The organism is Bordetella genomosp. 11 (genome assembly GCF_002261215.1).
Classification (GTDB): domain Bacteria; phylum Pseudomonadota; class Gammaproteobacteria; order Burkholderiales; family Burkholderiaceae_B; genus Bordetella_C.
This window is the reverse complement of the sequence record NZ_NEVS01000004.1, coordinates 471,284-488,268: the sequence shown is the minus strand read 5'-3', so window position 1 is coordinate 488,268 and position 16,985 is coordinate 471,284. Positions and strand designations below refer to the sequence as shown.

The window sequence follows — 16,985 nt, the reverse complement described above, 5'->3', positions numbered from 1 at the left end:
TCTATTTCAGCGTGAAGCTGGCCTGCTTCACGTCCTGCGAATCCAGGCCCACGTAGACGTTGAACAGCCCCGGCTCCGCGCCGTAGTGCAGTTGCGCGTTGTAGAAGGCCAGATCGTCCTCGTCCAGGACGAAGGTCACCTTGCGCGACTCGCCGGCCTTCAGCATGACCTTCTGGAAATGCTTCAGCTCCTTGACCGGCCGGCTGATGGAGGCCACCGGGTCCTGGATGTACAACTGCACCACCGTCGCGCCGTCGCGGTTGCCCGTATTGGTAATGGTCACGCTGGCCTGCACCGTGCCGCCGCGCGGCATCGACGGGTCGGACAGGGCCACGTCGGAAAGCCGGAAAGTGGTATAGCTGAGCCCGTAGCCGAAGGGGTACAAGGGCCCGTTGGTCGCGTCGAAATAGCGCGAGGTGTACTTGTCCGGATGCAAGGGATCGAAGGGCCGTCCCGTATTCAGGTGGTTGTAGTAGATCGGGATCTGGCCCACCGATCGCGGAAACGTCATGGGCAGCTTGCCCGACGGGTTGTAGTCGCCGAACAGCACGTCGGCGATGGCGTTGCCCCCCTCGGTGCCGGCGAACCAGGTTTCCAGGATGGCGTCGGCATTGTCGTTTTCCCAGGTCAGGGCCAGCGGGCGGCCGTTCATCAGGACGATCACCAGCGGCTTGCCCGTCGCCTTCAAGGCCTTGAGCAGCCTGACCTGGCTGTCGGGAATCACGATGTCGCTGCGGCTGGACGCCTCGTGCGCCATGCCCTGGGACTCGCCGACAACCGCCAGTACCACATCGGCCTGGCGCGCCGCGGCGACGGCCTCATCGATGAGCTGGGCGGGCGGCCGCGGGTCCACGTCCACATCCTGCTCGTACAGGTTCAGGTACTTGACGATCTCGGGGTCGTCGATGACATTGGCGCCCTTGGCATACAGCAGCCTGGCCCGCTCGCCCACCGCATTGGCCAGGCCCTGGTACACGGACACGGTCTGCTCGGTCCGGCCGGCCGCCGACCAGTTGCCCATCATGTCGCGCTGGCTCTTGGCCAGCGGGCCGACCACGGCGATCGTGCCCTGCTTGCGCAGCGGCAGCACACCGCCCTGGTTCTTCAGCAGCACGAGGCTTTCGCGTGCCACCTCGCGCGCCGCGCCGCGATGCAGGCGGCTTTCCGCGTTGACGTCAGGCGGGTCGTTCTGCGGCGGGCCGATATGCCGATACGGGTCGCGGAACAGGCCCAGGTCGTATTTGACGCGCAGCACGTCGCGCGTCGCGCGGTCCAGGTCGGCCATGCCGATGCGGCCGCTGTCCAGCAGCGGCTTCAGGTTCTCGCCGTAGATCGTGTCGCTCATGCTCATGTCGGCGCCGGCGGTAATGGCCAGCCGCGCGGCATCGCGGCCGTCGGCGGCCACGCCGTGCTTGATCATCTCCAAAATCGCGCCATGATCGCTGATGGTGATGCCCTTGAAGCCCCACTGCTTGCGCAGCACGTCCTGCAGCAGCCATTTGTCGCCGGTGGCCGGCACGCCGTTCAGCGAATTCAGGGCAATCATCACCCCGGCCGCGCCGGCATCCAGCGCCGCCTTGTACGGCGGCAGGTAGTCCTGGAACAACCGCAGTGGGCTCATGTCCACGGTGTTGTAGTCGCGCCCGCCCTCCACCGCGCCGTACGCGGCGAAGTGCTTGACCACCGCCATGATGCTGCCCGGTGCGGCGGGATCGTCGCCCTGGTACGCCTTGACCAGTTCGGCGCCGATCTGCGACGTCAGGTAGGTGTCCTCGCCGAAGCCTTCGGAATTGCGGCCCCAGCGCGGATCGCGCGAAATGTCGACCATCGGCGACCAGGTCAGGTCCAGCCCGTCGGCGCTGGCCTCGAGGGCCGACACGCGGCCCGTTTGCCGTATCGCGTCCAGGTTCCAGGTCGAGGCCAGGCCCAGGCCGATGGGAAAAATGGTACGTTGCCCATGGATGACGTCATAGGCAAAGAACAACGGGATCTTCAGCCGGCTTTGCAATGCGGCTTGCTGCAGCACGCGGATGTCCTTGGGCGTGACGGTGTTGAATACCGCCCCCACCTTGCCCTCGCGAATATCGGCCATGAACCCGGCCCTGTCCGGATTCGCGCCGGCGGGCAGGCTGACCAGGCGCAACTGCCCGATTTTTTCATCCACCGTCATCCGCCGCATCAGGTCGTCGATATACGCCTCGCGCGCCGCATGTTCGCGCATCATGGAAGGCGGGTTGCCTGGAGTATGGCTCGTTTGAGCGAATGCCGGAACGGCGGCCAGCGCGATCAGCAAGGAAAGCGTCAAACGTAGCTTGTTCATGCGTTATGCGTCTCTGTGGTCTTGATTTGGAATACCCTGAGGGCCTGGCGCGCAACGCCGGCCCCGTGCGGGACGGCGGGGGACCAAGTTTGCCACATCGCGGGCGAAAGACCGCGAAAGACGGCGGCGGGCCTGCCGCCGCTACAGGTGCGACAGCGTCAGCGGGTCGGCCTGCCCATCGAAAAAACGGTCCAGGCAGGCGCGGAAAATCGTCTCTTCCGGAGCCGCCCAGGTGAACAGCGTCAGGCATGAACGGAACTTAACCGCATCGATGGGCCCGAAGATTTCCGCCGCCGACGCCGCGGGCGCGCGCGCCGCGAGCGCGCAAACATGCTTCAGGCGTGGCCCGAGGATAGGGTGCCTGACATACGCCCTGGCCTCGTCCAGGGACGAAATGGCATAGCGGCGCGCCATTTCGCTACGGCCCAGGCCTTGCACCTGCGGAAACACGAACCACATCCAATGGCTGCGCTTGCGTCCGTCCGCCAGTTCGGCGCAGACCGTTTCGAAGACGGGATCCTGCGCCGCCACGAAGCGCCGCAGATCGTAGGGATCGCTCAGTCCGCCGGTTTCCATGTCAGCTCCCACGCACCGTTGCGCACGTTCTGCAGCCACAACGCGCACGCCAGGGTCTTGGAATCCGTGATGTCGCCATTGCGGCAGGCGGCAAAGAGTTCCTCGACCGTCATCGGATGGACATCGATGAATTCGTCGACGTCCGTCTGCGCCGGGCCCGGCTGCAGGCCGCGCGCGAAGAAAATGTGGATGATTTCGGTTGAATAAGCAATGGCCACATGCATGGCGCCCGCCGCCGCCCAGGCGCCGCCGCGATAGCCGGTTTCCTCCAGCAATTCGCGCTGGCCGCAGGACAGCGGGTCTTCGCCGGCATCGAGCTTGCCCGCGGGAAACTCGATCATCACGCGGCCGATCGGATAGCGATACTGGCGCACCATCAATACGCGCCCGTCGTCCAGCATCGGCACCACCACCACCGCGCCGGGGTGCACGATGTATTCGCGGGTGGTGCTATGCCCGTTGGGCAACTGCACGGTATCGCGGCGCGCGCGCAGGAAGCCGCCTTCGAATAGCGTTTCCTGTTTCAGGGGTTTTTCGATGAGGTGGGCGTCGTTGTTCATGTCCATGTCATTCATATCCGGAGGCGGTCCACGGCAAGGAAAGATATCCCACTTTAGCAGTTGCAACGGCATGTCCCGCCGCCCATATCGCCTTTCCACGACGGGCCGAAGCCCGCGGCTTGCGCGCCCATCCCCGCCGCATGACAGCCGCATGACGGCCGTGACCGCCGCCATGCATGGACGGACAGGGCTGTGAGAAGATTCAAGGGCTGCCCGACCACGCCGGGCAGCCCCATAAAACGCATAAGGAGGAGCACAATGCCCATGAATACCTTCGTCCGTGCCGCCACGGCCATCGCGATCGCCGCCAGTATCGTGCCGGCGGCGGCGCGCGCCGAGTATCCCGACAAGCCGGTCAAGATCGTCGTCGCGTTCACCGCGGGCGGCACGACCGATATCCTGACCCGCGCCATCGGCAACAAGATCAGCGAGTCGCTCAAGCAGTCCTTCATCATCGAGAACCGCCCGGGCGCCGGCGGCAATATCGGCAGCGAATACGTGGCGCGCGCGGCGCCGGACGGCTACACGCTGCTGGCCGCGTCGGTGGGACCCATTGCCGTCAATTCCAGCCTGAACAAGCTGGACTACGATCCCTTGACCGACCTGGTGCCGGTCGTGCAGTTCGCCGATGTACCCAACGTGCTGGTGGTGCCGCCCGAGGCGCCCGTGCACAACGTCGCCGAATTCATCGCCTATGCCAAACAGCATTCGGGCAAGCTGAACTACAGCTCCACCGGCATCGGCACATCGTCGCACCTGGCCAGCTATATGCTCATGCAGAAGGTCGGCGTGCAGGCCACGCATATTCCCTACAAGGGTGCCGATGCGCTCAACGATCTGCTCAGCGGGCGCGTGCAGTTCATGTTCGCCACCATTCCGTCCGTCATCGGGCAGATCAAGGCCGGCAAGCTGCGGGCGATCGCCGTCAGCAGCATCCGCCGCTCCGCCTCGATGCCCGATGTGCCCACCATCGCCGAAAGCGGCTTCCCCGGCTTCGAAGCGGGTTCATGGTTCGGCATGTTCGCGCCCAAGGGAACTCCGCCGGCGGCCATCGAGACCCTGAACCGGGCCGTGAATGCCGCGCTGCCGAGCCTGAAGGAAAAAATGACGGCGGAAGGCGCCGACCCCGTGGGCGGCAGCGCCGAAGCCTTTGGCTCGTTCACCCGCAAAGAGAACGCCAAGTGGAGTGCCCTGGTCAAGCAGATGGGCGCCAAGGCGGAGTAAGCGCGTCCTTCGCGGGCTGGCGCCCAGCGGATGGTGCCACGCAGCCGATGCGGCCTTGGCCAGGCAGCCCGTCCGGCGCCGGCCCGCGTGTCCTGGGCCCCTGCCCCGCCGGAGCGGCGCACAGACGCTCGCGGCGGCCTTGGCTAGCGCGCGAAGTCCCCGTTCTTGCCGCGGTGCCGTCGCAGCCGCCAATCCGCCACTTCGAACAGCAACTCGCTGGCCAGCGCCATGGCGGCGGCGGGCAAGGCGCCCGCCAACAGCAATTGGCCATCGTTAAGCGCCAAACCCGTAACGATGCGCTCGCCGAAGCCGCCCGCGCCGATGAAGGCGGCGATGGTCGCGGTGCCGATGGAAATCGACGTGGCGGTGCGCACGCCGGCCACGATGGTCGGGCGCGCCAGCGGCAATTCGATCAACAGGATGCGCTGGCGCGCCGTCATGCCCAGCGCGGTGGCCGCCATGCGCATGCCCGATGAAACCTCGTCCAGGCCGGCGACCGTATTGCGCATGACGGGCAGCAGGGCATACAGCGTCAAGGCGACCAGGGCCGGGACGGCGCCGATGCGGCCGGTCACGGTAATCAGGATCGCCAGCATGGCCAGTGAGGGGATGGTCTGCAAGAGACCCGTCATGCCCAGCACCACGGCACGCAGCCGGCGGCGGCCGTGCACGAAAACCCCGGCCGGTACGGCCACCAGCACCGCGATCGCCACCGCGACCGATACCAGCAGCAAGTGCTGCCAGGCCAGCCGGCCCAGGTCCGGCCCCGCCAGCTTGCGCCAGAATCCATAGCGCTGCCCGGCGTCCGCGGTCGTGCCGGGGACCGCGCCGGCGGAGGCCAGGCGATCGCGCGCGATCACGTCGAAGGGCACGCCGTCCAGTTCCGCGCGCGCGTTCATTGCGATCATGGCGTGCTCGTCGATCGTGCCGGCGAGTTCGCGCATCGCCGCCCAGGCGGCGGGAAAGCGGCGCGGGACATCCAGCCGGTACAGCACCACGGCGTCGTAGCGAGGAAAGTACTTCAGGTCGTCGTCCAGGACGCGCAACCCCAGCGCGTCGATCTTCGCATCCGTGGTGTAGATATCGATGACATCGGTCTGCTTCTTCTGGATGGCGTCGTATGCCAATCCGTGGTCCAGGCCGGTCGGCTTCTGCGTCAGCCCGTAGCGCCGCGCCAGGCCCTGCCAGCCGTCGGCGCGGCCGATGAATTCGCTGGACAGGCCCAGGCGCAGCTCGGGATGGCGCGCCAGGTCGCTCAGGGTGCGTATGCCAAGCCGGTCGGCATCGGCGGCCCGCATCGCCAGGGCATAGCCGTCGTTGAAGCCGAACGGGATATCGACGCCCAGCCCGAGGGCCGCGAGCCTGGGCCGCATCTCGTCCAGCGACAAAGGCTGGGCGCTTTTAAGGATTTCCAGCGAGATGGTGCCCGCATACTCCGGGTAAAGATCGATGCCGCCGCTCTGCAAGGCCTGGTACACGATGGCGGTATTGCCCAGGCCCTGCGACACCGCGGGCATCTGGCCGGTGCGCCGCGCCACCTGCTGCGCCAGCAGTTGCGCAAGGATGTACGACTCGGTGAAGCGCTTGGAACCGATACGCAGTGCCTGCGCGGAAGGCCCGGACGCCGGCGCCTGCGCTGAGGATGTCCCCGCCTGGGCAGGGACGTTGGCGGACTGCGCCGCCGCCGTGCCGCCTTGCGCCAGCATCCAAAGCGCCATCAGCAGGACCGCCCAGGCCCGCTTCAGCAAGCCTTTTGCGTCGACACGGCCGCCGCCCCTGGGCGCCCCCGTCGGGGCGTGGCCCCCCGGGGCACGATCGGCATCCGGCATTTGCGGCAACCGGCGTGGCATGCATGCCATCGATAGCAATGGAGTCGGAGTCATCCGTATGGTCGGCGTGCGAGAGTCGGTCATCGAGGGTTAACGGGCAGCCGCCAATTGTGCCATCATGCCCGCATGGCGACGATTCCCCTATTTCCCCTGGGCAACGCCCTGTTTCCCGACGGGGCCATGCATTTGCGGATATTCGAGGTCCGCTACCTGGATATGATCGGCAAGTGCATCGCCGACGGATCTTCCTTCGGCGTCGTTCCCCTGCTGCAGGGCCGGGAGGTCCGCACCCCGGAGGGCAAGGAAGTCCTGGCCAGCGCCGGTACCCTGGCCCGCGTCGTGGAATCCGCCGCCCCCATGCCGGGCCTGCTGCAGGTCGTCTGCATGGGCACCAGCCGCTTCCGACTGCTGTCCGCCCACGAAGGCCGCTTCGGCCTCTGGACGGGGGAAATCGAGATGCTGGAGGACGACGCGCCGCGCGAAATCCCGTCGGAACTGCAACCGTCCGCCAATGCATTGGGCGCCCTGATCGCCGATCTGCAACGCCGGGGCACGCCGGCGGCCCTGATGCCCATCACGCCCCCTTTTCGCCTGGACGAATGCGGCTGGGTCGCGAACCGCTGGAGCGAGCTCCTGCCCTTGTCGGCCACCGTCAAGCAGGAGCTGCTGCTGACCGACGATCCGGAATTGCGCCTGGCGCATATACACGCCATGCTGGAAGACCGGGGGCTGTTGTCCGCCCCGCCGGACGACGCGGACAGCTAGGCAGGATGGCCGGGTCGGGCGCAACGCGGGCTTTTTACTTCACCGCCTGCTCCCGCGCGCGCGCGACCGCGGCGACGGCTTCCGCCTCGGCGTCTTCGTCCTCCGGCTCCACTACCGGCACGATGCCGCTGTCGGCAGCCGCGCGCGGCTGCAAGAGCAATGCGACCAGCGCGGTCCAGCCGGTCTGGTGCGACGCGCCCAGGCCCCGTCCGGTGTCGCCGTGGAAGAACTCATGGAACAGCACCAGGTCGCGCGAGGCCGGGTCCGCCTGCAGCAGCGGATACCCCATCATGGACGGCCGTTCGCCGTCGGCGTTCTTCAGGAACAGGCGGGTAACGCGCTGGGCCAGCCGGTCGGCGATCTCGCGCAGCGAATACCGGCGCCCCGAACCGGTGGGATATTCCACTCGGAAATCGTCGCCGTAGTAGCGCTGGAATTCGTACAGCGATTCGATCAGCAGGTAGTTGACGGGCAGCCAGACCGGCCCGCGCCAATTCGAGTTGCCGCCGAATATCCGCGAATCCGATTCACCGGGAAGATAGCGGATGCAGAAGCTTTCGCCGTTGTGATGGAATTCGTACGGCGCATCGCGGTGATACCGCGACAGGGCGCGGACCCCGTAGTCGGACAGGAACTCGCTTTCGTCCAGCGCGCGCCGCAACAGCGCCTTCACGCGGTGTCCGCGCAACAGCGAGAGCAGCGCGGAATTGCCTTTGCCTGGCTCGGTCCAGCGCGAAACCAGCTTGGCCAGATCGGGCCGATGGCGCAGGAACCAGCGCAGCCGTTCCTTGAATCCCGGCACGCGTCCATGGACGCCCTCTTCCAGCACCTGCACCGCGAACAGCGGTATCAGCCCGACGATCGAGCGTACCCGCATCGGCATGCTGTCCTGGCCGGGCAGATGCAGCGCATCGTAGAAAAACTCGTCCTCTTCGTCCCACAGGCCGGTTTCGCATTCGTCGCCGCTGTTCACGGCTTCGGCGATATACAGGAAATGCTCGAAGAACTTGACGCCGATATCGACATAGCTTTTGTTGACGGTGGCCAATTCCAAAGCGATGCGCATCATGTCCAGCGCATAGGCCGCCATCCACGCGGTGCCATCGGCCTGGTCGATGTGGCCACCGGTGGGCAGCGGCGCCGAGCGGTCGAAAATGCCGATATTGTCCAGGCCCAGGAAACCGCCCTGGAAGATGTTGTGCCCATCGGCATCGCGGCGGTTCACCCACCAGCCGAAGTTCAGCAGCAGCTTGTGGAACACCAGCTCCAGGAAGGCGTGGTCCGGTTCGCCGCTCCATGTGCGGTCGATCTCATATACGCGCCAGGTCGCCCACGCGTGCACCGGCGGATTGCCGTCGCCGAAGGCCCACTCATAGGCGGGCAGTTGCCCGTTGGGATGCTGGTAGCGGTCCTTCACCAGCAGCAGGAGCTGCGTCTTGGCGAAGACCGGGTCGACCAGCGCCAGTCCCGTCGCCTGGAACGCCAGGTCCCAGGAGGCATACCAGGGATATTCCCATTTGTCCGGCATGGAGACCACCTCGCCATTGCACAGGTGCCGCCACTCGGCGTTGCGACCGCGGCGCCGGCGCGCGGGCGGAGGCGGCTGCGCCGGGTCGCCGTCCAGCCAGCGGGTGACGTCGAACTCGTAGTACTGCTTGGACCACAACAGTCCGGCCAGCGCCTGGCGCTGCACCAGGCGTGCGTCCGCATCGTCTATGCCCTGCTGCAGGCAAGCGTAGAACTCATCGGCCTCCGCACGCCGTTGCGCGATCAACGCATCGGCATCCAGCGGCGATTCGTCGCGCCGCGCCTGCGGCTGCAGGCGAAGGACCATGGACGTCCGCCCGCCGGGGGGCAACCGCGCAATGCGATGCGCGGCGACCTTGGTGCCCGAGTCGCGCCGCACCGCATCCCCGATGCCGTGCACGACGTAATCATTGATGCCGTCCTTGAAGGGACCCGGTCCTTCGCTGCCGAACAGGCGGCGGACATTGGTTTCGTTCTCGCAAAACAGCCATTGCACCGGACCCGGCGCGGAGACCGTCGCGATCATGGGTTCGTGGGCCGGATGGCGTGCCAGGACCGCGGACCCGGCGCTATCGGCGACGCGCTGCAGCGAAGGCTTGGGCGAGACGCCGTCCCACGACCACGTGTTGCGCGCCCACAATTGGGGCATCACGTGCAGCGTGGCGTGTTCGGCGCTGCGATTCTCGATGGTGACGCGCATGACCATGTCGTCGGGCGTGCGCTTGGCGTATTCCACCGTCACATCGAAATAGCGCTGGTCGTCCAGCACACCGGTATCCAGAAGCTCGTATTCAGGCTGGTCCACGCCGCGGCGCGCGTTTTCCGCCACCAGGTCGGCATAGGGAAAGGCCGCCATGGGATACCGGTACATCATGCGCATGTAGGAATGGGTGGGAGTGGAGTCCTGGTAGAAATACAGCTCTTTGACATCCTCCCCGTGGTTGCCCTCGGCGTTGGTCAGGCCGAACAGGCGCTCCTTGAGGATGGGATCGTGGCCGTTCCACAGGGCCACGCACAGGCACCAGCGCAGGCGGTCGTCCCCGTAGCCGGCGATGCCGTCCTCGCCCCAGCGGTAGGCCCGGCTGCGCGCGTGATCGTGGGGAAAATAATCCCAGGCCGTGCCGAACTCGCTGTAGTCCTCGCGCACCGTGCCCCATTGCCGCTCGCTCAGGTACGGCCCCCAGCGCCGCCAGGGAATGGACTCGGCCTCGGCCAGACGCCGGCCTTCTGCGGTCTGGAATATAGGGGCGGCGCGCGGCGGCGACATGGCACATCCTTGGAACAGGTGAATGTTGACTTTACTCCGTCGGCGCGGCCCCCGGCACGGCGTCCCGCAGCATGGCTTCCATGCGCAGCAATTCGCCCAGGGACCATGCCTGGAATGGCGCGCCCGCGCAGCGGTGTGGCGCATCGCCGTCGACGATTTCCGATACATGATCCAGCCCGCCTTCGTCCAGATGGCGATACAGCGGTGCCAGCCGGCGGGCGCGCATATCGTCCACGGCGGCCCGATCCAGCATTCCGGTCCGCGCGCGCACGCGCAGCCAGGCCTGCAGGAAGGGGCCCATCAGCCAGGGCCAGGCGGTGCCCTGGTGGTAGGCGGCATCCCGCTGCATGGGCCCGCCCTGGTAGCGGCCGATATAGCGCGGATCGCCGGGCGAGAGCGTACGCAGGCCCAATGGCGTCAGCAGTTCGCGCTCGACCTGCGCCACCACGGCGCTCGCCAGCGATCCGTCGACGACCGCGTGAGGCAGGCCGCCCACGGCGAATATCTGGTTCGGGCGGATGCTGCCATCCACGGCGCCGGCTTCGTGTCCCGCATCGACGACGTCGTACAGGCCGCTGCCGTCCGGCTTGGGAAAACGCCGCAGGAATGCGGCAGTGGCGCGCCGCTCCAGATCGCGGCTGGCGGCGTTCCAGGCACCGGCGATGCGCAGCGCGTTGATCCATAGCGCCTGCACTTCCACCGGCTTGCCGATGCGCGGCGTGACCACCCAGTCGCCCACCTTGGCGTCCATCCAGGTCAATTGCATCCCCTCGCATCCCGCGCGCAGCAAGCCGTCCCCGTCCGCGGCAATGCCATGCCGGGTGCCCGCGGCATAGCCGGCGACGATGGCATCGATGGCGGCGCGCAGGCGCGTCCGCGCGGCGTCGCCGGCATGCCCGGTGGCCAGATAGTCATGCGCGGCGACGATGAACCACAGCGAAGCATCGACCGAGTTGTAGGCCGGTTCGCCGCCGTCGTCGGGGAAGCGGTTCGGCAGCATCCCCTGGGAGATGTAGCCGGTCCATTCCAGCAGGATCGCGCAGGCCTCGTCCAGCCGGCCCGTCGCCAGCAGCAGCCCGCGCATGGCGATGAAGGTATCGCGGCCCCAATCGGTAAACCAGGGATAGCCGGCCACCAGCGTCAGGCCCCGCGCGCGCGACACGACATAGGCGTCGGCGGCTCGCCGCAGCCGGTCCGGAAAGGCGGCGCGCCGCGCGGCCTCCCGCGCGGCCAGGCGCCCGGCGAGTGCCCCGGCATCGGCGGCATCCGCATCCGCATCGGCAGCGGCGGCGGCGGCGGCGCCGCGTCCCTGTCCGGCCGCCAGGATCATGACGGCGGGGCCGTCGTCCAGGTCGAAGGAAAACAGGCCCGGCGTGGCCAGGTCCTCGGTATCGTCCAAGCCGCGTTCGCGCTCCCGGACATAAACAAAATTCCGATACCAGTCGGGTTCGTGGGCGTAGCGGCCGTTCGTATGCGCCACGACCGCCGGCACGTCGCCATAGGGTTGCCAGCGCACGCATCCGCCTTCCACGATCGCGGAGAAATCGAAAGCGGGGTTTTCATGATGCAGGGCGTGGTAATCGCGCCCCGACAACAGGGGCCGGACCTTCAGGGTCAATGGACCGCCAGCGCCCTCCCGGTCCCACCGCAGCACCGTGCGCGCGCTTGCCTTATCGACGAAACACGACATCCGCACCACGCGGCCGTCCCGCAGCCGCAGCCGCCACGTGGGCCAGGGATGCAGATCGAACGACACCAGTACCGCGGCCGCGGATGCGTCGGGGACGACCACGTCGGGCGCATAACGCTGCCGCGTCAGGGCTTCGCGGCCGTCGATGCCCTCGACCCAGGCCTCGATGCCATTGACCAGGACCTTCCGGCCAGTCGGGGGAACGGTGGCGCACAGCAGCAAGGCGTGATAGCGGCGGGTACGCAAGCCGTTGGCGGTCCCGCTGGCATAGCCGCCGCGCCCATCCGCCTCCAGCCACTCCGCGTTGTCGTCCATGGTGGACTCCCTCAGTGCCACGGCCGTTGCGGCCAGGCCACATTGCAATGCACCATTCCGGAGGATTTCCCGGGGCATGCGCACCACGGAAAGGCATGTTGGCGCTTATTTCCCGCCCGGAGCGGCACATGCCTAAATGCTTGTTGCGACGCATCAAAATAGGTGTTTATCATGATTGCACCGAGCCTAGTTTCCTACCTTCGACAGGAGTCGCACCATGGGTACGCGCCGTTTTTCCACCTCCGCCCTCACGCTTTCCGACACCGCTTCCCTCAAGCGCGGTGCACGCGCGACCGCCCGCTTCGCCCAGCGCCGCCTGGCGATGCCGGCCGCCGCCTTCGTCGTGGATTCCATGGAAGGCCTGTTCAATTTCATCGACGAATTCGCGGATTCCGTGGACGAGGTCCGCAAGTCCATGGCTCGCGCCCGCTCGGAACGCTACACGATTTCCGCGCATCGGCGTTGAAACATACGATGGGGAAACCGCGCTCCGCGCCAGGCCGGGCGCGGACGCCCGCCATCCGCCCAGCCGGGCGGGCGGCGCCGCGACGCTAGGCCACCACTTCCGGGGCCACCGTTTCGCTTTGCAGGTCGTCCAGGAAGCGGTCGCGCCAACGCGACAGGTTGTTCTCGGTCAACCTCGCCAGCATGTCGCGATGGCGCGCCTTGCGCTCGGGCAGGGGCATGGTCAGGGCACGGTCCAGCGTTTCCGCCATGCCATCTGGATCATAGGGATTGACCAGCAGCGCGCCATCGCCCAGTTCCTCCGCGGCGCCGGCGAACTCGGACAGCACCAGCACGCCCGGGTCGTCCGGCGATTGCGCGGCGACGTATTCCTTGGCCACGAGGTTCATGCCGTCGCGCAGCGGCGTCACATAGCCGACCTGGGACGCGCGGAACAGCGACATCAGCATGGCGCGGTCATACGACTTGTTGATGTAGCGCAGCGGTGTCCACGCCAGGTCCGACCAGCGTCCATTGATGCGGCCGGCGGCGCTCTCCAGCTGGCGCCGGATCTGGCGGTATTGTTCGACGTCCGACCGCGAAGGCGGCGCGATTTGCACGAACGTGACCTGGCCGCGGTGGGCCGGCTTCATTTCCAGCAGTCGCTCGAATGCCGTGAATCGCTCGACCAGCCCCTTGCTGTAATCGAGCCGGTCCACGCTGACCATCAGCCGGCGCTGCTGCAGGCCCTGCTTGAGGTTCGTGATCTGGCGCGAGCGGTTGTGCTTGAGCGATAGCTCCTGGATTTCGTCGGGATAGATGCCGATCGGATACACCCCGGCACCGATGCGGTGGCCGCCGATATCGATGTAGCGATCCCCGCGCCGGGTGCCGCCCAGGCGCCGCGACACATAATCGACGAAGGCCCGGCGATCGGAGTCGGTCTGGAAGCCCACGAGGTCGTAGGCGCACATGGCCTCCATCAGCTCCCGATGCGGCGGGACGGTGGCCATGACGGGCTCGACCGGAAACGGGATGTGCAGAAAAAATCCGATGCGGTTCTGGATGCCGGCCTGGCGGCAGGCTCGTGCGAAGGGCAGCAGGTGATAGTCATGCACCCAAAGGATATCGTCGGGTTCGATCAGCGGCTTCAGGCGTTCCACCAGCCAGTGATTGACGCGGCAGTAGCCCGCATACTCGCGGCGATCGTAGCGGCTCAGGTCGGGTCGATAATGAAAGACCGGCCACAGCATGCCGTTGGAAAACCCACGGTAGTACAGGTCGTAATCGGCGCGCGAAAAGGCGACGGTGGCATAGGTGATGTTGTCGCGCGTGTCCTTATGCACCATGTCCGGCGGCGTCGAAGCGTCGGCGATATCGCCGTTCCACCCGAACCAGATGCCGCCGGTCTGCTTCAGCGCGTCGAACACGCCGACCGCCAGCCCACCGGCCGTGGGCTTGCCTTCCGCGATGGGCGCGACCCGGTTCGACACTACTATCAATCTGCTCATGGCCGACCTCCATCTTCTGTGTTTGCGCGCACTTACAGCAGCGCGAGCCAGCCCGCCAAGGCGGCGGGCGTGGGGAAGCGCCAGTCGGCGACGCTATCCCCTTCCCCTATCTTGATCGTGACCCCTCCGATGGCCTTGACGGCCTGGAACCCCGCTTCGTCCGTCAGGTCGTCGCCGGCGAACACGGGAACGCGGCCGGCAAAGGGAGCCATTCCCATCAGCCGGCTGATGGCCGCGGCCTTGCTGGCGTGCCGCGGCTTGATTTCCACCACCATCTTGCCCGGCTGCAGGACGAAGCGATCGGCATGCGGCTGCATCGCCATATCGGCCGCGATGCGGACCTCCTGCTCCAGATCGGGGGCGTTGCGATAGTGGAATGCCAGCGACAGGCCTTTGTGTTCCAACTGCGTGCCGGGCCAGCGCTCCGCCAGGGGCGCGAGGCTTTCGACCATGCGCGCCACCGCCGCGGTATCGACCGGCATTTCGTGCAAGGTACCGTCGGGCTCGCGCCACTGCGCGCCGTGCAGGCCCGCACCGGGCAAAACCAGCGGGTGGACCAATGCGTCAATCTGCGCGAGCGGCCGCCCCGATACAATCGCCACAGCACCGCCGGTGACCTTCCCCAAGCGCTCCAGGACGTCGATGGTCTCGGCCGGAACGTGCGCCTGCTGCGGCGTCGCGGCGATGGGCGCCAGCGTTCCGTCAAGGTCGAACAGCAAGGCGTGTCGACCGACATTGTCCTTCGAGACCGGTATGGAAATGCTTTGCACGTTGATTTCACTCTTGCCCGCGCGAGGCGGGATATGACCGTTACGTTATAGCCCAGGGGTGTAACCAGAAGCCGCTTCGGGAAGTTACAAAAGGAGAGCAGACGCCATGCGGGTTCCTGTCATCGCCGGAACTTAAGTTGGGCGTCAGGCTCCAACCCCCGCTGAAGGAGAAACGCATGCGTATTCTTTTGGTGGAAGACGATAGGATGATCGGCGAAAGCGTTTTCGACGGGCTGCGCGCGGAGAACTACGCCGTCGATTGGGAGAAAAACGCCAAGGGTGCCGACCTGGCGCTGCGCACCGGTCCCTACGACCTGGTCCTGCTCGACCTGGGACTGCCGGACGGCAACGGACTATCGCTCTTGCGCGACCTGCGAACGCGGCGCAACCGTACCCCGGTCCTGATCGCGACCGCCCGCGACGCGGTGGCCGATCGCATCGCGGGCCTGGATGCGGGCGCGGACGACTACGTCATCAAGCCTTACGACATGGACGAACTGCTGGCGCGCATGCGCGCGCTGATCCGGCGCAGCGCCGGCCGTGCCGAGCCGGTCTTCGAGCATGCCGGCGTCAGCATCGACCCGCACGACCGCTCCGCCCGCGTCAACGGCGAACCGGTCACGCTGACCGCGCGCGAATGGGCCGTGCTCGAACCCTTGATCGCGCGTCCCGGCATGATCCTGTCGCGCGCCCAGCTGGAGGAAAAACTCTACAGCTGGCAGGAAGAAATCAGCAGCAACGCCGTCGAGGTCTATATTCACGGGCTACGCAAAAAACTCGGCCAGCGTTTCATCCAGAATGTGCGCGGGGTCGGCTACGTCATTCCCAAAACATGAAGATTCCGCTTGGCTCCTCGCTCAGGGGACGCCTGATATTTTTTCTGTTCGCCGCCATTTTCGTGGCCGCTCTGGTGCAGGGCATCGTGGCCTATCGCAATATCCTCCAGCAGACCGACGAGATTTTCGACGCCCAGCTGCAACGCACCGCGACATCGCTGACCGCGGGCGACGGCCTGCTCAGCGCCGCGCCGTCCGGGCCGGCGGGTTCGGTCCCGGAGGACAGCCTGATCATCCAGATCTGGACCGCCGACGGCGCGCGGCTGTTCAAATCCGCCTCCGGCAAGTTGCTGCCCGATCCCGTGATGCTCGGTTTTTCCACGGTGAAGGCGGGTGCCGCGACCTACCGCGTCTATGCGATGGCAACACCGTTCCAGGTCACGCAGGTGGCCCAGGACATGGCCGTGCGCCAGAAGACCGCACGCGCCCTGGCGCTGCGCAGCGTGGGGCCGATCGCCGCGGCCGCGCCCTTGCTGATGATCGTGGTCTGGTGGGTGGTCGGGGCGTCCCTGCGCCCCGTGCGGCGCACCCGCGACGAACTGGCCAAGCGGCAGCCCGAAGCCCTGTCGCCCGTGGGCGAAACCGGCCTGCCCGACGAGATCCGCCCTCTCGTCCATGAACTCAACCTGCTGCTGGACCGCACCCGCCAGGCCTTCGCGGCACAGAAGCGCTTCGTCGGCGACGCGGCGCATGAGCTGCGCTCGCCCCTGGCGGCGCTGCGCCTGCAGTTGCAGGCCTTGCAGCGGCCCGGCGACGAGGCGGCGCGGCGCATCGCCGTCGACCGCCTGGCCGCCGGCATCGAGCGCGCATCGCGCCTGATCGAACAGCTGCTGTCCATGGCGCGGCACGACGCGGCCGCGACGCAGGTCCCGCCCCGGCGGGTGGAACTCGTGCAACTGATGCGCCAGGCCATTTCGGACATCCTGCCGGACGCCAATGCCAAGGCCATGGACATCGGCATGGAGGGCGTGCCCGAAGCGTGGGTGCGCGCGGACCCCGATGCGCTGGCGCTGCTGGCCCGCAATCTGCTGGACAACGCCATCAAATACACGCCCGCCGAAGGACGCATCGACGTCTGCATCGAAACCTATGGCGAGGCCGTGACCTTGATCGTCGACGACAGCGGGCCGGGCATTCCCCCCGCCGAGCGCGAACGGGTGTTCGACCGCTTCTATCGCGCGCAGAACCATGACGCGGTGGGCAGCGGCCTGGGCCTGTCCATCGTCGAGGCCGTGGCACGCCGCCACGACGCGGCGATTTTCCTGGAGGACGCGCCCCGGCTGGGCGGCCTGCGCGTCCGGGTGCGCTTTCCCTTAAGTTTCGCCTAAGTCTCGGGTCCGAACATAGCGCC

13 protein-coding genes are annotated in these 16,985 nt (G+C 66.9%); 5 read left to right on the top strand and 8 right to left on the bottom strand.

Annotated elements, in window-relative coordinates:
* Position 1 precedes the first annotated feature (1 nt).
* The 3 genes from bglX to CAL28_RS09830 form a co-directional block, all read right to left on the bottom strand.
* The gene (bglX, locus tag CAL28_RS09840; RefSeq protein WP_094841218.1) at positions 2–2,320 is read right to left on the bottom strand and encodes a beta-glucosidase BglX; all 2,319 of its coding nucleotides are present in this window, start codon (positions 2,318–2,320) and stop codon (positions 2–4) included.
* Between the two features lie 141 nt (positions 2,321–2,461).
* On the bottom strand, positions 2,462–2,896 hold the full coding sequence (locus CAL28_RS09835; RefSeq protein ID WP_440588375.1) for a DUF1810 domain-containing protein: 435 nt from the start codon (positions 2,894–2,896) through the stop codon (positions 2,462–2,464).
* The gene (locus tag CAL28_RS09830; protein WP_094841217.1) at positions 2,878–3,462 is read right to left on the bottom strand and encodes an NUDIX domain-containing protein; all 585 of its coding nucleotides are present in this window, start codon (positions 3,460–3,462) and stop codon (positions 2,878–2,880) included. Before CAL28_RS09830 ends, CAL28_RS09835 begins: the two co-directional genes overlap by 19 nt.
* A 258-nt stretch (positions 3,463–3,720) precedes the next feature.
* On the opposite strand from CAL28_RS09830, the gene CAL28_RS09825 reads away from it, so the two are divergent.
* On the top strand, positions 3,721–4,680 hold the full coding sequence (locus tag CAL28_RS09825; RefSeq protein ID WP_094844531.1) for a Bug family tripartite tricarboxylate transporter substrate binding protein: 960 nt from the start codon (positions 3,721–3,723) through the stop codon (positions 4,678–4,680).
* Between the two features lie 143 nt (positions 4,681–4,823).
* On the opposite strand, the gene CAL28_RS09820 is transcribed toward CAL28_RS09825, so the two are convergent.
* Positions 4,824–6,398 (bottom strand): glycine betaine ABC transporter substrate-binding protein, encoded by a 1,575-nt coding sequence (locus CAL28_RS09820; RefSeq protein ID WP_440588430.1) that lies wholly within the window; start codon positions 6,396–6,398, stop codon positions 4,824–4,826.
* Positions 6,399–6,635: 237 nt separating this feature from the next.
* Here CAL28_RS09820 and CAL28_RS09815 point away from each other — a divergent pair, with 237 nt between their 5' ends.
* A complete protein-coding gene (locus tag CAL28_RS09815) occupies positions 6,636–7,274 on the top strand; it encodes an LON peptidase substrate-binding domain-containing protein (protein ID WP_094841216.1) in 639 nt (212 codons plus the stop codon).
* A gap of 34 nt (positions 7,275–7,308) precedes the next feature.
* Here the strand turns inward: CAL28_RS09815 and CAL28_RS09810 are convergent, their stop codons facing one another.
* Positions 7,309–10,068 carry an MGH1-like glycoside hydrolase domain-containing protein gene (locus CAL28_RS09810; RefSeq protein ID WP_094841215.1) on the bottom strand — a complete coding sequence of 920 codons (2,760 nt, stop codon included), beginning with the start codon at positions 10,066–10,068 and terminating at the stop codon, positions 7,309–7,311.
* A gap of 31 nt (positions 10,069–10,099) precedes the next feature.
* Positions 10,100–12,073: an amylo-alpha-1,6-glucosidase gene (locus CAL28_RS09805; RefSeq protein ID WP_094841214.1), complete on the bottom strand. Its 1,974-nt coding sequence runs from the start codon at positions 12,071–12,073 to the stop codon at positions 10,100–10,102.
* A gap of 217 nt (positions 12,074–12,290) precedes the next feature.
* Between CAL28_RS09805 and CAL28_RS09800 the strand changes: the two genes are divergently transcribed.
* Complete coding sequence (locus tag CAL28_RS09800; RefSeq protein ID WP_094841213.1) at positions 12,291–12,539, top strand: hypothetical protein; 249 nt, start codon at positions 12,291–12,293, stop codon at positions 12,537–12,539.
* An 85-nt stretch (positions 12,540–12,624) separates the two neighbouring features.
* On the opposite strand, the gene otsA is transcribed toward CAL28_RS09800, so the two are convergent.
* Together otsA and otsB are read right to left on the bottom strand one after the other, a co-directional pair.
* Positions 12,625–14,028, bottom strand: coding sequence for an alpha,alpha-trehalose-phosphate synthase (UDP-forming) (gene otsA, locus CAL28_RS09795; RefSeq protein ID WP_094841212.1), 1,404 nt, complete (start codon positions 14,026–14,028; stop codon positions 12,625–12,627).
* A gap of 32 nt (positions 14,029–14,060) precedes the next feature.
* The gene (gene otsB / locus CAL28_RS09790) at positions 14,061–14,798 is read right to left on the bottom strand and encodes a trehalose-phosphatase (RefSeq protein ID WP_217906558.1); all 738 of its coding nucleotides are present in this window, start codon (positions 14,796–14,798) and stop codon (positions 14,061–14,063) included.
* A gap of 176 nt (positions 14,799–14,974) precedes the next feature.
* Here otsB and CAL28_RS09785 point away from each other — a divergent pair, with 176 nt between their 5' ends.
* Both CAL28_RS09785 and CAL28_RS09780 read left to right on the top strand, forming a co-directional pair.
* Complete coding sequence (locus CAL28_RS09785; RefSeq protein ID WP_094841211.1) at positions 14,975–15,634, top strand: response regulator; 660 nt, start codon at positions 14,975–14,977, stop codon at positions 15,632–15,634.
* The gene (locus tag CAL28_RS09780) at positions 15,631–16,962 is read left to right on the top strand and encodes an ATP-binding protein (protein WP_094841210.1); all 1,332 of its coding nucleotides are present in this window, start codon (positions 15,631–15,633) and stop codon (positions 16,960–16,962) included. Before CAL28_RS09785 ends, CAL28_RS09780 begins: the two co-directional genes overlap by 4 nt.
* Positions 16,963–16,985 lie beyond the last annotated feature (23 nt).